Genomic DNA, 14,762 nt, shown 5'->3' with positions numbered 1-14,762 from the left:
AGTTAACGGTTGGCGGCCATCCCATGCGGGTGGCCGCCTTTTTACGTAAGGAGTCGCTTTGATGGACAAGGCCGCATCCGCCGGTCATTCGGACCGTTGCCGCATCGTCGTCGATACCTGCTGCGACTTTAGCCCCGAGGTCGCTGCGAACCTCGATGTCGATATCTTGGGTTTCCCCTTCATTATCGATGGCGAGGAGCGCACGGACGACATCTGGTCGAGCATCACACCCAAGGAGTTCTACGACCGTATGCGCGCCGGTGCCCGCGTGTCCACCTCGGCTGTGTCGCTCGGTCGCTATATCGAGTTCTTTACCGAGTGCGCCAAAGAGGGTACGCCTACGGTCTACCTGTGCTTTACCTCGGCGCTGTCGTCGAGCTACAACTCCGCGTGCCAGGCGGCGGACGCCGTGCGCGCCGAGTATCCCAACTTTGAGCTGTACGTGGTCGACAACGCTCTGCCCTGTGCGACCGGCGAGCTCTTGGCGCTTGAGGCCGTGCGCCAGCGTTCGGCGGGACTGACCGCCAAGCAGCTGGTCGACTGGGCAAACGAGGCCAAGACCTATGTCCACGGTTACTTTACGCTCGAGAGCTTTGACGCGCTGGCTGCCGGCGGCCGCATTCCGCCCGCGGCGGCACAGCTCACGGCAAAGCTCGACGTCAAACCCGAGCTGTCCTACGACCTGGCCGGCTCGCTGTCGCTGATCGGCGTCAACCGCGGTCGCAAGAAGGCGCTCAAGTCCATCCTCAAGTCGTTCCGCGAGAACTATGTGCCCGATCGCACCATGCCCATCGCCATTATGACGGCCGATGCCGAGAAGGACGGCGACTGGCTCGAAGCCGCCATCCGCAAGGAGGAGGGTTGCGCCGACGTCACGATCATTCGCAGCTCCGTCGGTCCTACCATCGGCTCGCACGTGGGCCCCGGCATGGTGGCCTGCGCGTTTTGGGGTAAGAACCGCGCCGACAAGGCGTCGCTTTCCGACCGCATCGCCCGCCGCGTGCGCGGCCAGTAGGCAAGCGCTGCGTCCGTAATCGCCCTCGACTCACAGCCCAACGCTGGCACCGAGTATTCAACCTGGTAATAACACCCAACCCAAAAGGAAAGGTTTCATGGCAAACAAGCTCTCCGTCGCATTCATCGGCACCGGAATCATGGGTGCCCCCATTGCCGGCCACATCCTGGATGCCGGCTATCCCGTCACGGTCAACAACCGCACTAAGTCCAAGGCCGCCGCGCTTATCGAGCGCGGTGCCGTTTGGGCCGATACGCCGGCAGATGCCGTGGCGAACGCCGACGTCGTCTTTACCATGGTGGGTTATCCCTCCGAGGTCGAGGAGCTCTACCTGGCGGGCGACGGCCTGCTCGCGTGCACTAAGCCCGGCGCGGTCCTGATCGACCTCACCACAAGCTCGCCCGAGCTGGCGCGCGACATTGCCGAGGCCGCCCAGGTTTCCGGCCGCATGGCGTTTGACTGCCCCGTCACCGGCGGCGAGTCTGGTGCTATCGCCGGCACGCTCACGGCTATCGTGGGCGCCACCGAGAACGATATCGCCCCAGTCCGCGACATCCTTGCCACCTTTGCGGCCAACATCTGCTGCTTCGACGGCGCTGGCAAGGGCCAGGCTGCCAAGCTCGCCAACCAGGTGTCGCTGGGCGCCTGCATGGTCGGCATGGCAGACGCCATGGCATTTGCCGAGCTGAGCGGCCTTGACCTGGAGAAGACCCGCCAGATGATCTTGGGCGGTACCGGCAAGTCCGGCGCCATGGAGAGCCTGGCTCCCAAGGCGCTCGACGGCGACTACAAGCCCGGTTTTATGGTCGAGCACTTCATTAAGGACCTGCGCCTGGCCCTTGCTTACGCCGACGACCGCGAGCTCGCGCTGCCCGGCGCCGACGTGGCCTTTACGCTCTACGACATGCTCGACGCTATCGGTGGCGCCAAGCTGGGCACCCAGGCCATCACGGTCCTCTACAAGGAGGAGGCCGACGCCATCGCCGCCGGTCTGGACTGGTCGCAGTATCGCCCCGAGGAGCACGGTGCCCACGAGGACGGCTGCGGTTGCGGCGAGCACGGCGACGAGCATGAGTGCGGTTGCGGCCACCATCACGGCGAGGACCACGAGTGCTGCGGCGGCCACGGTCATGACGACGGCCACGAGTGCTGCTGTGGCCACCATCACGGGGAGTAGCGCCCATGAGCTGGACGTTCGTGGTGCTTGCGCTGGCGCTCTTTCTCTTTGCGATCTACATCGGCTTTCTGTGCGGCCAGTGGGCGTGCGAAAAGCGCGTCATCACCAAGCGCGACTACTGGATTGCCAACTTTGCGGGAGCGGCGGCAGTCGTCCTGCTGACCTGGGTGTTCTCGCTGTTCCCGCTGGTGCAGTTTGCGCCGATCGGCTGGCTCGGCGGCTTTATCGCAGGCCTTAAGATGAGCTTTGGCGAGTCCGTCGGTCCGTGGCGCAAGCACGACGAGGTCTTTAACGTCAACAAGGCTCATCGCGCCGCCGCCGACGCGGGCGACGCCGAGGAGCGCCGCCGCGCACGTCGCAATGGCGCGGCCGACCGACAGCTCATCTCGGTCACCGATGAGAGCAAGGGTGCTGGCAAGCACGCTAAGAAATAGTAAGAAGAGGTAACTATGGCAGAAAATAAAGACGAACAGCTCACCGACGAGGAGCTGGCACAGCTCCAGCTGGCAGAGGAGAACGAGAACGCCGTCGACCGTCTGGTCCAGGAGCTCGGCTGCCCCACGCGCCGCATCCGCCAGTTTGCCGCCCGCGTGCTGCATCTGCTTGCCGAGCGCGATCCGCAGCGCGTCGTGTCCTGCGTGCCCGCGCTGATCGAGGCGCTCGACCGCCCCGAGGCGCAGACCCGCTGGGAGGCCCTCGATGCCCTGACGGCGCTCGCCACCACCTGCCCCGAGCAGCTGGGCGATGCCTTTGAGGGCGCCGAGACCGCGCTGTTCGACGAGATTTCCTCCACGCTGCGCTATGCCGCCTTCCGCCTGCTGTGCGTGTGGGGTGCCACGAGTGTCGAGCGTTCGCGCGAGGCTTGGCCCATCCTGGACGAGGCCATCCAGTGCTACCACGGCGACCTTGAGTATCGCGACATGCTCGGTTGCCTGTACGAGTTTTGCCAGGGCGAGATCGACGCCGAGGTTGCCGAGAAGCTTGCGCTGCGCCTTAAGTTCGATGCCGAGAACGGTAAGGGCAGCTATCTCAAGGCCCGTTCGAGCGAGATTTGCGAAATGCTTGTTAAACGTTTTGGCCTGGATCTCTCCAAAAAGAAGAAGCGTGCTAGCGTTAAAAAATCTGAGGCCGCCGAAGACGAGGAGTAACAGATTATGGCGCACGATGTAGTCCTGATTCCCGGTGACGGTATCGGTCCCGAGATTACGCAGGCCATGCGCCGCGTGGTCGAGGCCGCCGGTGTCCAGATCAATTGGAATGTCCAGGAAGCCGGTGCCGGCGTCATGGACGAGTTTGGCACGCCGCTGCCCCAGCACGTGCTCAATGCGGTCGCCGAGACCAAGGTTGCCATCAAGGGTCCCATTACTACGCCGGTCGGCACGGGTTTCCGCAGCGTCAACGTTGCCCTGCGCAAGCATTTCGACCTGTACGCCTGCGTGCGCCCTTGCCTGTCGCAGCCGGGCGACGGCTCGCGTTTCCGCGACGTCGACCTGGTCATCGTGCGCGAGAACACCGAGGACCTCTACGCCGGCATCGAGTTCGATGAGGGCGCTGCCGAGGTCGAGGAGCTCTCGCAGCTCGTCGAGCGTTCGGGCCAAAAGACCTTCGCCGCCGATTCCGCGATCTCGATCAAGCCCATCTCTATCGCCAAGAGCCGCCGTATTGTGGAGTATGCCTTTGAGTATGCCCGCCGCTGCGGCCGCAAAAAGGTGACGGCCGTGCACAAGGCCAACATCATGAAGGCGACCGACGGCCTGTTCCTGCGCGTTGCGCGCGAGGTGGCCGCCAACTATCCCGATATCGAGTTCAACGACAAGATCGTCGACGCTACCTGCATGGGCCTGGTCCAAAACCCCAACGACTTCGATGTCCTGGTGCTGCCCAACCTGTACGGCGACATCGTGAGTGACCTGTGCGCCGGCCTGGTGGGCGGCCTGGGTATGGCTCCGGGTTCCAACATCGGTGCCGACTGCGCAATCTTTGAGGCTACGCACGGCTCCGCGCCCGATATCGCCGGTCAGGATATCGCTAACCCCACGGCCGAGATTCTCTCTGCGGCTATGATGCTCGATCACCTGGGCGAGAACGACGCTGCCAATCGCATTCGCGTCGCCGTGTCTGCCACGCTCGACGAGGGCGAGCAGGTTACCGGTGACGTGCGTCGTGCCCAGACCGGCTCCGTTGAGGGCGCTGTGGGCACGCAGGCCTTTGCCGATGCCGTTATCGCTCACCTGGCCTAAGGCATGCACACTGCAAACGCCTAAATAGTACTTAAGTGTTTGCGTATAACCTAAGAATCAATACGCCCGGCGCTCTGTCGGGCGTATTCTATTGAGGACTATGTTTCCTAACAAGGAGTAACTGATATGGGTCTGATTCAAAAGAAGGACGAGAAGGACGAGATCGACGGCATCCAGATCATCGAGCGCGGCGAAGGCCCCGACGGTGACGAGGACGAGAAGATCGATCTGGTCGCCGGTACGTCTGCCGAGCACATTGCCGCCGGCACGACGGCCGAGGAGGAGGACGCCCGACTGGAGGCTCAGATTGCCGCGGATGCCGCTGACGAGAACCTCATGCCCGAGGAGCAGGACGAGGACGACGACGCCGACGTGGACGACCACGCTTGCAAGCACAAGAAGACGATGATTGCCGCCTTTGTGGTCGCCGTCGTGATCGCTGCCGTGGTCGGCTTCTTTATCGGCAACGGTGGTTTTGGCGGCAAGGGCGTCGGCTCGGCGACCCTGACCGAGGACCAGCTCGATTCGACCGTGGCAAGCTATAGCTACAACGGCAAGAAGAGCGACATCACCGCGCGTGAGGCCATCGAGAGCCAGTACAGCCTCGACACCGTCAAGGATAGCGATGGCAACTACACCGCTCCTTCTGCTGACGTCATCCTGTCCTACGTGCGCAATCAGATTCTGCTGGACGCTGCCGAGGACGAGGGCATTACCGTTTCTTCCAAGGAAATGAAGCAGTACGCCGAGGATTCCATCGGCACTTCGGACTACAAGACCATGGCCACGCAGTACGGCGTGTCCAAGGACCAGGCCAAGCAGATCGTCCGTCAGTCCGCGACGCTGCAAAAGCTCTACAAGAAGAAGGTGGGCGATAGCTCTGCAAGCATGCCGACCGCCCCGACCGAGCCTGCTGACGGCAACGAGGAGACCGCGAGCAAGGACTACGCCGACTACATCATCAACCTTGTCGGCGATGAGTGGGATAGCTCAAAGGGCACTTGGAAGGATGCCGACAGCACCTATGCCAAGGCCTTCGCTGACGATGCCTTTACGGCCGATAGCGCCACCTACAAGCAGGCCATGACCGCCTATTACACCGCCTACCAGCAGTATTCCTCGCAGGCTTCGAGCGCCAGCTCCAAGTGGACCGAGTATGCTAACGGCCTCTACGCCAAGGCCAACATCAGCATCTACGGCCTGTTTGCGTAAAGAGTTGCACGGCTCATCGAGCATCTAGCTGATAGAAAACAAATTGCCCGCCAGTACGGAAGTCGTTCTGGCGGGCAATTTGCGTTGAGGGCGTGATTGGCGGCTTAATTATGGCTATTCATCTTTAAGTCCAAAAAGGCTATCGGCTTCATCGTCGGATATATATTCCAGTACATCGCCCGGTTGGCAGTCGAGTGCCCGGCATATCGCGTCAAGAGTTGAAAAGCGCACGGCAGAAACCTTGCCCGTCTTGATGCGCGACATATTGACCTGGGAGATGCCCACGCGTTCCGCAAGCTCTTTGGATGAGATCTTGCGTTCGGCGAGCATGCGGTCGAGCCGCAGAATAATCATGGATTCCCCCTAGAGCAACTCGTCATCTTGTATTTGCAGGATACACCCGTACTGGAAGACGCTGGCAATCAGGCTAATAATCAGGCCTGCAAAGACCATAGAGAGGTCGAGGTGCTGGCCGCCGAGCGCATCCGTAAAGTTGCCGCCAAATCCTGAGAGTATCAGCCCCGTGACTATGGCACCAAGAAGCTTCACAGCAACGCCGCCAATAAGGAACAAATGTCCTACTTGACGTAGTATGCGGATGCATTCGAGGTCAAAGGGCCTGCCCGCCTTTTCAATGGCGGAGAAAAACCTGTATGCGCTTAGCACAATGGCAAGCGCAAGGCATGTCATCATGGCGCTCCCTATGGCAGTATGACCGTCGTGCGCGACAAGCATAAGAGGGGTCTGTTCATTGGCGCCGACGAGAGCGAGAGATGGCCCTTCGCCGGCATTAAGCTCTACGGATTGGAGGCAGAACCCTTGGGAGAGGCTAGGCAATATGAGTAAAAGCTCGATTGCAATGACTGCGAGGAGTCCCAGAGCGAGCGCTACGGCGGTGCAGATTGTGGCCCATTTGCAGATGTGAGCGAGCTTCCCCAAATCGGCTATTGCCTGTTCGCGGTTGATGGGTTCATTCGATTTGGATACGTTCCAGCGGATCATAGCTCCTCCAACCAATGTCTAGGATGATATTTAAATCTTATAACATACTTAATGATAAACGATAAACAATTACAGATTAGAGTAAGTTATGTTTGTAAGACGAATAGCGAGAGCTTATGGCATATTTAGGGAGTGAGAGTTTGGCACGTGGGGGATGGACGAGTATCGAAATTTCCCGCAACCGCGCAAGTGCTTCATCGGGTCTCCCTAATTCATATGGAAAAGGAGCTGCAAACGATTGGAAATAACCGCTGAGCGGTCGAAAACTACCGTTCACCGATAATTTCTAAACTGGTTCTAACTGGTATTAAGTCAAAAAGACCAATTCACAAATCTTCACAATGACCTGCATTTTTTCTACATGCCTTTTTTGGCCACCCTGCGTTGTTTAGACACAGAAAAGGTTCCGATCTTTCGTCAAAGTATTTCGAAACGGTTTCAAAACCGCAGGTAGAAGTGTTAACGAGCGGTAAACGGTCGATTTATCGCCGTGAGCGGTGCAAAAACGTTTTACTGCGTGAATCAGCGAAAGCGACCTCTTCTGTGATGATATAGTGACAACAACACGTCACGTGGTTACTACCAGTTGAGAGACCACTGGTCTTCAAAGAACGCTTTCCAAGAAGCTTTAAGGGCGTCCGCCCGCTGGCTTCCGAAAACATCGGACTCAGATCGTACACACCTTCGGAAGGGAAATTTGAATGGTTGGCTTTATTCTTACCGGTCATGGACAGTTCGCACCCGGCCTCGCAAGCGCTATCGCTATGGTCGCCGGTGATCAGCCCGCTTTTACCGTCGTTCCTTTCGAGGGCGACCAGGCTGCTTCCTACGGTGAGGATCTCCGCGCCGCTATCACCGCCATGCGCGAGGAGTGCGATGGCGTGCTCGTCTTTACCGACCTGCTTGGTGGTACCCCGTTCAACCAGGCAATGATGATTGCCCAGGATGTCGACAACGTCGAGATTCTGACTGGCACGAACCTTCCCATGGTTATTGAGCTTCTGTTCCTCCGCGGCAACGCTACGCTCGCCGAGCTTGGCGAGCAGGCCGTGACCGTTGGCCAGACGGGCATCACCGCCCAGACGGTTGCCTCCGTCGCTGGTGCCGAGGAAGAGGATATCTTCGGTGACGAGGACGGCATCTAATGGCCGATTTCGGAGCCAGCGTCCTGAGCTCCTCGGTCGCTCTTTTAGGCCTGCTTGTCGTCATGGGCTTGATTTACACCATCTGGTCGCAAATCAACATGAAGAAGAAGCAGAAGTACTTCAAGGAGCTGCACACCGAGCTCAAGCCGGGTCAGGAGGTTCTTTTCGCCGGCGGTATCTACGGAACCGTCAAGGGCATCGAAGGCGAAAAGGTCCAGATCAAAGTCCGATCCGGTGCCGTCGTAGATGTTTCGCGTTACGCGATTCAGGAGATCAAGTAACTGTCGTCAGCAAATAACGAAAGGAAGCTGATCAACATGGCAGAACCCAACATTCTTCTTACCCGCATCGATAACCGACTGGTCCATGGTCAGGTTGCCACCCAGTGGAACTCCACCTTGGGCTCCAACCTTATCCTCGTCGCCAACGACGATGTGTCGACCAACACCATGCGCCAGAACCTCATGAAGATGGCCGCTCCCGCCGGCGTCGCTACGCGTTTCTTCTCCCTGCAGAAGACCATCGACGTCATTGGCAAGGCGAGCCCGCGCCAGAAGATCTTCATCGTGGCCGAAACACCGGAAGACGTGCTTACGCTCGTCAAGGGCGGTGTGCCTATAAAGAAGGTAAACATCGGCAACATGCACATGTCGGAAGGAAAGCGCCAAGTCGCCACCTCCGTCGCAGTTAACGACGAGGATGTCGCTGCGTTTAAAGAGCTGCAGGAATTGGGGGTGGAGTTGGAGATCAGGCGCGTTCCGAGCACGCCTGTTGAGGACACGAGCAAGCTCTTCTCGTAATCCTCGTGATCCACGTTGTCAGGATTGAAACCCTGACGTTCTGTACGTGATATCCAAAGTGCGTACATACATTTTGAAAGGAGGAGCAAGATGGAATACTCGATCATCCAGGTCGCTCTGGTCTTCATCGTCACGTTCGTCGCGGCAATCGACCAGTTCAACTTCCTCGAGTCTCTCTATCAGCCCATCGTCACCGGCGCCGTCATCGGTCTTATCCTTGGCGACCTCAACACCGGTCTTCTCGTGGGTGGTACCTATCAGCTCATGACGATCGGCAACATGCCGATCGGAGGCGCTCAGCCGCCTAACGCCGTCATCGGCGGCATCATGGCAGCCATTCTCGCTATCGCTACGGGCCTCGAGCCCAACGCGGCAGTCGGCCTTGCCATTCCGTTCGCTCTGCTTGGTCAGCTCGGCGTTACCCTGGTCTTCACGCTTATGTCGCCGCTCATGTCCTCCGCGGACAACATGGCTCACAACGCTGACACCAAGGGTATCGAGCGTCTGAACTACTTCGCCATGGCTCTGCTCGGCCTGATCTTCGCCGTCGTCGTTACCCTGTTCTTCATCGCTGGCGCCACCATCGGTCAGACCATCGCTTCCGCCATCCCGACTTGGCTGCAGACCGGTCTTTCCGCTGCAGGCGGCATGATGCGCTTCGTCGGCTTCGCCGTCCTGCTCAAGGTTATGATGAACCGCGATATGTGGGGCTTCTTCCTCATGGGCTTTGGCCTCGCGCTCATCACCGTTGCCAACGATTCTCTGGCAACCCCTGCTCTGCTCATCCTCGCTCTCATCGGCTTCGGCATCGCCTTCTGGGACTTCCAGCAGCAGACCGAGCTGAAGGGTGCAGCTGTTTCTGACGGAGGTGACTTCGAAGATGGCATCTAATGAGTATGTGATCCCGGAGCACTACGAGGATCTCACTCCTGCTCCGCAGCTCGACCAGAAGACCCTCAACAAGATGGCTTGGCGCTCCTGCTTCCTGCAGGCCTCGTTCAACTACGAGCGTATGCAGGCCGCCGGTTGGCTCTACTCCATCATCCCCGGTCTGGAGAAGATCCACACCAACAAGAACGACCTCGCGGCTTCCATGAGCCACAACCTGGAGTTCTTCAACACTCACCCGTTCCTCGTCACCTTTGTTATGGGTATCGTGCTTTCGCTCGAGCAGAACAAGGTTGACATCCCCACGATCCGCGCCGTCCGCGTCGCCGCAATGGGCCCGCTCGGTGGTATCGGTGACGCCCTGTTCTGGCTGACGCTCGTGCCTATCACGGCCGGCATCACCTCCAACATGGCTATCAACGGTAACGCCGCTGCGCCGCTGATCTTCCTGGTGATCTTCAACGTCGTCCAGTTCGCTCTGCGCTTCTGGCTCATGAACTGGTCCTACAAGCTTGGCACCAGCGCTATTGACGCTCTGACCGCCAACATGCAGGCCTTTACGCGTGCCGCTTCCATCATGGGCGTCTTCGTCGTCGGTTGCCTGGTCGTCACCATGGGTGGCACCCAGATCAACCTCCAGATCCCCAACGGCACCACCCGCGGCCTCTCCGCTACTACCGTGATCGTCTCCGAGAAGGAGGCCGAGAACTTCACCGGTATGGAGGGCATCGATACCGAGACCGCTGAGGCCGGTACCATCGCCATGACCGATGAGGACGGCAACGCCCTCACCGCTTCCGATGCCGACGGCAACGCTGTCGAGTGCGGCGTCACCGATCTGGGCAACGGCATGGAGTCCGTCACCTACGGCACCGTCACCGAGGATCCGGTCAACTTCTCTGTTGCCGACACCCTCAACACCATCGTTCCGAAGCTTGTCCCGCTTATGCTTACGCTGCTGCTTTACTACATGTTCGCTAAGCACAGCTGGACCCCGACCAAGGGCATTCTGCTGCTCTTCGTTCTGGGCATCCTGGGCGCTGGCCCGCTTGGTCTCTGGCCGAGCATCTGGTAAGGCTCTAGCTTGAGGGGTGTGTCCCTACGCGGCTCACACCCCGACCCCTTAAGCCATGTGTATGTTAAAAGCCGCGTGCTCGAAAGAGCGCGCGGCTTTTGTTTTCTTAATGATTCGGGTGTTGCAGATCGATAATGCTTAACACCCTAGGTAGTTAGCCGAATTCGAGCAAAAGGGAGGATAGGATGGCGATCGGAGCGCGTAAGCAACCGCTGTACGATCAGCTGGTCGATATTCTGACCGAAAAGATTGACCATGAATATCGCGCCGGTGACATGATTCCTTCCGAGCGCGAACTTTCGGAGCGCTATGGTCTCTCGCGCACTACGGTACGCCTGGCTCTGCAGGAACTGGAGCGTTTAGGACTGGTGGTTCGGCAGCACGGTCGCGGTACCTTTGTGACCGACCGTTCGGCAAAGGCAACCAATCTTATGCAGTCCTACAGCTTTACCGAGCAGATGCGCGCGATGGGTCGCGACCCCGAGACCACGATTCTCGATTTTTGCGAGATGGAGGCCGATAAGAATCTGGCCGAGCATATGGGATTACGTATCGGTGATCGCATTTTTAAGCTCAAGCGCCTTCGTTCTGCCGACAACATGCCCATGATGGTCGAACGTAGCTATCTACCGGTTCGTCAATTTCTGTCCCTAAAGCGACCGTTGCTGGAGCGTAAGCCGCTTTACGATGTGATTGAGCAAGACTTTAAGCAAAAAATACGCGTGGCCGAAGAGGAGTTCTATGCGAGCATAGCCCGTCCCACCGATGCCCACCTTTTGGAAATCGTCGAGGGCTCGCCTGTGCTCGATTTGGTTAGGACTACGTATAACGAGTCAAACGAGGTTGTGGAGTATACGCTCTCGGTTGCTCGTGCCGATCAGTTTAAATACAAGGTTTACCACCAGCGTAGCGATTAGTGTCTGCACCGTTTCCATATGATGATTCTTTGTATTTAACTGGTTACTACCAGATAACCAATCGAAGTGTATAATTGCACGTCAGAGGATTACTTCTAGAGAGAGGTATTAGAAATGTTCGAGAAGAGTGTCGAGGAGCTCACCGAGCTCGGCGCCCAGATCACCACGGCCGAGATTGCTCAGCAGCCCGAGCTTTGGCGTGATACGCTCAACATCTATCGCGAGAACAAGGAGGCCATCGAGGCCTTTCTGGCTGAGGCTCGCGCTATGGGCGAGGGCCGTCTGTCCGTTGTCTTCACCGGTGCCGGTACGTCCGACTATGTTGGCGATACCTGCGCCCCGTACCTGCGTCACGCTGGCAACACTGATCTCTACGACTTTAAGCCCATCGCCACGACCGATATCGTGAGCGCCCCGCGCGACTTCCTGCGCGCCGAGGATCCCACGCTCGTGGTTTCCTTTGCCCGCTCTGGCAACAGCCCCGAGAGCCTTGCCGCCGTCGCCGTTGCCAAGGAGCTCGTCCACAACGTCAAGTTCCTCAACATCACCTGCGCTCCCGAGGGCAAGCTCGCTGTCGAGTCCGCTGATGACCCCAATGCGCTGACGCTGCTCATCCCGCGCGCCAACGACAAGGGCTTCGCCATGACCGGTTCCTACACCTGCATGACCCTGCTCTCTACCCTCATCTTTGACGAGGCTTCCGACGAGCAGAAGGCCGAGTGGGTCGAGACCATCGCCAAGATGGGCGAGGAGGTCATCGCTCGCGAGTCCGAGGTTGCCGATTACCTGGCTGGCGACTTCAACCGCGTGACCTACTTGGGTTCCGGCTCCTTCGGTGGCCTTGCCCAGGAGAGCCAGCTCAAGATCCTCGAGCTCGCTCACGGTCTAGTCGCTACTTCCTACGACACCTCTATGGGTTATCGTCACGGACCCAAGTCCTTCGTCGACGACAAGACCCTCGTGTTCGTGTTCGTCAACAACGATGCCTACACCCGTCAGTACGATATCGACATCCTCAACGAGATCGGTGGCGACGAGATCGCTCAGCACACCGTTGCCGTTCAGCAGGATGGCGCTACCGTCTACGAGGGCGAGTCCTTCACCTTTAAGGGCTATGAGGCACTCCCCGAGGGCTACCTTGCCCTGCCGTTCGTGATGTTTGCCCAGGCCATCAGCCTGCTCAACTCCGTGCGCGTGGGCAACACGCCCGATACGCCGAGCCCCACCGGCACGGTCAACCGCGTGGTTAAGGGCGTGACGATTCACCCCTTCACCGCTTAATCGCGTCCCCCCTGTAAGGGCGCCCGTCCGCTCATAACGGCGGGCGGGCGCTTTTTGTTTTACCTGAGCTGGGTATAAGCATCACCACAGTCAACTGCTTTAGAAGCAAGGAGTGCATATGAGCACGTACGCAATTAAGGCTGACAAGTTCTTCTTGCCGGCAGGCCCGCAACTGGGCGGCTATCTTATGGTCGAGGATGGCGTCTTTGGCGCCTGGCAGGCCGACGAGCCCTCTTGCGAGATTAAGGACTACACTGGATCGTGGATCGCACCGGGTATGGTCGACACCCACATTCATGGCTTCTATAACCACTCGACTACCGATAACGATCCCGAGGGCATTGATATCAGCTCGACCGAGCTCGCCCGTCGCGGTACCACCAGCTGGCTACCCACGACGTTCACCGATGGCGTCGAGCAGATCAAGGACGCCTGCGCCGCCATCGCTCAGGCGGACGAGGGTCGCGGCCCCGACTTCTGCGGTGCTCGCATTCAGGGCATCTACCTGGAGGGCCCCTTCTTTACCATGAAGCACGTGGGCGCGCAGAACCCCGCTTATCTTATCGATCCCTCCGAGGAGGTCTTTGATCAGTGGCAGGAGGCTGCGGGCGGTCGCATCGTTAAGAGCGCCATGGCGGCCGAGCGCGACGGTGCCGCTGCTTATGCGGCTGCTCTGAACGCCAAGGGTGTGGTGACCAGCATCGGTCACTCCGACGCCACCTACGATGAGTGCATCGCCGCCATCAACGCCGGTGCCAGCTGCTTTACGCATACCTATAACGGCCAGCGCGGGCTGCATCACCGTGAGCCCGGTGTCGTGGGTGCTGCTATGTCCACGTCCGAGACCTACGCCGAGATCATCTGTGACGGCAAGCACGTAAACCCTGCCGCCATCAAGGCGCTGCTGCAGGCCAAGGGCTGGCAGCACACGGTACTCATCACCGACTGCCTGGGCTGCGGCGGCATGCCCGAGGGCAGCTACACTAGCGGCGGCATGGACGTCATCATGAAGGACAACCTGTGCTGGCTCGCCGATGGCAAGAGCATTGCCGGTTCGGTGCTCACGCTTGCCCAGGGCGTCAAGAACATCGTCGACTGGGGCATCGCCAGCGCCGATATCGCCATTCGCATGGCAACCGAGGTACCGGCACGCTCCGCGCACATCGAGGATAAGTGCGGCAGCATCATGCCGGGTCGCGACGCCGACTTTGTCGTGTTCGACCATGAGCTCACCCTCGTCGAGACGTATGTTGGCGGCCAGAGCGTCGGCAACGCCTTTACCGAGTAACGAAAGAAAAAGACGGCGGGCCCGAATCTGCTCGGACCCGCCGTACGGGTTAAACGCTCAAAAGCACCTTTACAGTTACAGCTTGCTAGCGATTTTCTTTGCCGTACGCTTAACGCCGGCCACCAGGCCTCCTGCAGGATGCTCCTTCTCGTATGCTAGGCGCTTCTCGCGCTTGGCGTACTCTTCGACGATGATGTCTCCATACTCGTCTTCGATCTTGTCGAAGAAGTCGACGGCACCCTTAATTTCCTCAGCGGTCGGGTGCCCCTTCTGGACGCCGCCGGCGAGCTTGAACGGCCCCCACGTATCAAAGCCGGGGCAGCCGTAGACACCCATAAAGATGGCCTGCCTCATGCGGCAGATGCCATCGATATCCTTGCCGTACCACTTGTTTTTTCCACCGTAGGTCATAAGGCCAAACACCTTGTCCTGCGGCTGCAACACGTTAGTGAGCACGCGTGCCATGTCCTTGTCGATCTCGGAGTAATAGATGCCCGTGGCGACACCAATCAGATGGTATTCGTGCAGGTTGGGATACTCGTTTTTGCCGAGTGTTTTCACGTCGAGGGTATCGATTTCGGGGTGCGCCTCGACAATGGCGTCCACGAGCTTTTTCGTATTGCCGTGGTGGCGTGAGGCATAAAGAATGATGGTTCGCATAAGAAGGCCTTTCAGCTGTAATTGCATCAATGTCTGTATGGTACCCCGTTACATGGCCGGGA

17 protein-coding genes are annotated in these 14,762 nt (G+C 58.9%); 14 read left to right on the top strand and 3 right to left on the bottom strand.

Features of this window, described 5'->3' with window-relative positions; genetic code table 11:
• Positions 1–61 precede the first annotated feature (61 nt).
• The 6 genes from DW913_RS02860 to DW913_RS02835 all read left to right on the top strand — a co-directional run bounded on the left by DW913_RS02860 (position 62) and on the right by DW913_RS02835 (position 5,644).
• Positions 62–1,015, top strand: a complete 954-nt coding sequence (locus tag DW913_RS02860) for a DegV family protein (RefSeq protein ID WP_089572413.1) — start codon at positions 62–64, stop codon at positions 1,013–1,015.
• A gap of 97 nt (positions 1,016–1,112) precedes the next feature.
• Entirely contained in the window at positions 1,113–2,192 is a 1,080-nt protein-coding gene (locus DW913_RS02855) for an NAD(P)-dependent oxidoreductase (RefSeq protein WP_117629897.1), read from the top strand.
• 5 nt (positions 2,193–2,197) lie between these two features.
• Positions 2,198–2,626: a hypothetical protein gene (locus DW913_RS02850; RefSeq protein WP_117797510.1), complete on the top strand. Its 429-nt coding sequence runs from the start codon at positions 2,198–2,200 to the stop codon at positions 2,624–2,626.
• Positions 2,627–2,641: 15 nt separating this feature from the next.
• Positions 2,642–3,340, top strand: coding sequence for a HEAT repeat domain-containing protein (locus DW913_RS02845; RefSeq protein ID WP_117797509.1), 699 nt, complete (start codon positions 2,642–2,644; stop codon positions 3,338–3,340).
• A gap of 6 nt (positions 3,341–3,346) precedes the next feature.
• A complete protein-coding gene (locus DW913_RS02840) occupies positions 3,347–4,432 on the top strand; it encodes an isocitrate/isopropylmalate dehydrogenase family protein (RefSeq protein ID WP_117797508.1) in 1,086 nt (361 codons plus the stop codon).
• Between the two features lie 126 nt (positions 4,433–4,558).
• Positions 4,559–5,644, top strand: coding sequence for a hypothetical protein (locus DW913_RS02835; protein ID WP_117646244.1), 1,086 nt, complete (start codon positions 4,559–4,561; stop codon positions 5,642–5,644).
• A gap of 114 nt (positions 5,645–5,758) precedes the next feature.
• Here the strand turns inward: DW913_RS02835 and DW913_RS02830 are convergent, their stop codons facing one another.
• Both DW913_RS02830 and DW913_RS02825 read right to left on the bottom strand, forming a co-directional pair.
• On the bottom strand, positions 5,759–5,974 hold the full coding sequence (locus tag DW913_RS02830; RefSeq protein ID WP_255413283.1) for a helix-turn-helix transcriptional regulator: 216 nt from the start codon (positions 5,972–5,974) through the stop codon (positions 5,759–5,761).
• 33 nt (positions 5,975–6,007) lie between these two features.
• Positions 6,008–6,646 (bottom strand): DUF2975 domain-containing protein, encoded by a 639-nt coding sequence (locus tag DW913_RS02825; protein ID WP_117646245.1) that lies wholly within the window; start codon positions 6,644–6,646, stop codon positions 6,008–6,010.
• Between the two features lie 701 nt (positions 6,647–7,347).
• Here DW913_RS02825 and DW913_RS02820 point away from each other — a divergent pair.
• The 8 genes from DW913_RS02820 (at position 7,348) to nagA (ending at position 14,040) form a co-directional block, all read left to right on the top strand.
• The gene (locus DW913_RS02820) at positions 7,348–7,791 is read left to right on the top strand and encodes a PTS fructose transporter subunit IIA (RefSeq protein ID WP_117564748.1); all 444 of its coding nucleotides are present in this window, start codon (positions 7,348–7,350) and stop codon (positions 7,789–7,791) included.
• The gene (gene yajC / locus DW913_RS02815) at positions 7,791–8,072 is read left to right on the top strand and encodes a preprotein translocase subunit YajC (protein WP_117564749.1); all 282 of its coding nucleotides are present in this window, start codon (positions 7,791–7,793) and stop codon (positions 8,070–8,072) included. The genes DW913_RS02820 and yajC overlap by 1 nt, the downstream gene beginning before the upstream one ends.
• A 36-nt stretch (positions 8,073–8,108) precedes the next feature.
• Positions 8,109–8,591: a PTS N-acetylgalactosamine transporter subunit IIB gene (gene agaV / locus DW913_RS02810; RefSeq protein WP_089572404.1), complete on the top strand. Its 483-nt coding sequence runs from the start codon at positions 8,109–8,111 to the stop codon at positions 8,589–8,591.
• Positions 8,592–8,681: 90 nt separating this feature from the next.
• Positions 8,682–9,482 (top strand): PTS sugar transporter subunit IIC, encoded by an 801-nt coding sequence (locus DW913_RS02805; protein ID WP_089572403.1) that lies wholly within the window; start codon positions 8,682–8,684, stop codon positions 9,480–9,482.
• Positions 9,472–10,554 carry a PTS system mannose/fructose/sorbose family transporter subunit IID gene (locus tag DW913_RS02800; protein WP_117646246.1) on the top strand — a complete coding sequence of 361 codons (1,083 nt, stop codon included), beginning with the start codon at positions 9,472–9,474 and terminating at the stop codon, positions 10,552–10,554. The genes DW913_RS02805 and DW913_RS02800 overlap by 11 nt, the downstream gene beginning before the upstream one ends.
• Positions 10,555–10,739: 185 nt before the next feature.
• Complete coding sequence (locus DW913_RS02795; RefSeq protein WP_117635805.1) at positions 10,740–11,471, top strand: GntR family transcriptional regulator; 732 nt, start codon at positions 10,740–10,742, stop codon at positions 11,469–11,471.
• Between the two features lie 114 nt (positions 11,472–11,585).
• Complete coding sequence (locus DW913_RS02790; RefSeq protein WP_117797507.1) at positions 11,586–12,752, top strand: SIS domain-containing protein; 1,167 nt, start codon at positions 11,586–11,588, stop codon at positions 12,750–12,752.
• Positions 12,753–12,870: 118 nt separating this feature from the next.
• Positions 12,871–14,040 (top strand): N-acetylglucosamine-6-phosphate deacetylase, encoded by a 1,170-nt coding sequence (gene nagA, locus DW913_RS02785; protein WP_117646248.1) that lies wholly within the window; start codon positions 12,871–12,873, stop codon positions 14,038–14,040.
• Positions 14,041–14,115: 75 nt separating this feature from the next.
• Here nagA and DW913_RS02780 read toward each other — a convergent pair whose 3' ends face one another.
• Positions 14,116–14,700: a hypothetical protein gene (locus tag DW913_RS02780; protein WP_117797506.1), complete on the bottom strand. Its 585-nt coding sequence runs from the start codon at positions 14,698–14,700 to the stop codon at positions 14,116–14,118.
• Positions 14,701–14,762: the final 62 nt, after the last annotated feature.

This window comes from Collinsella sp. AM42-18AC (genome assembly GCF_003467965.1).
Classification (GTDB): Bacteria; Actinomycetota; Coriobacteriia; order Coriobacteriales; family Coriobacteriaceae; genus Collinsella.
This window is presented reverse-complemented; position numbering and strand designations above follow the sequence as displayed.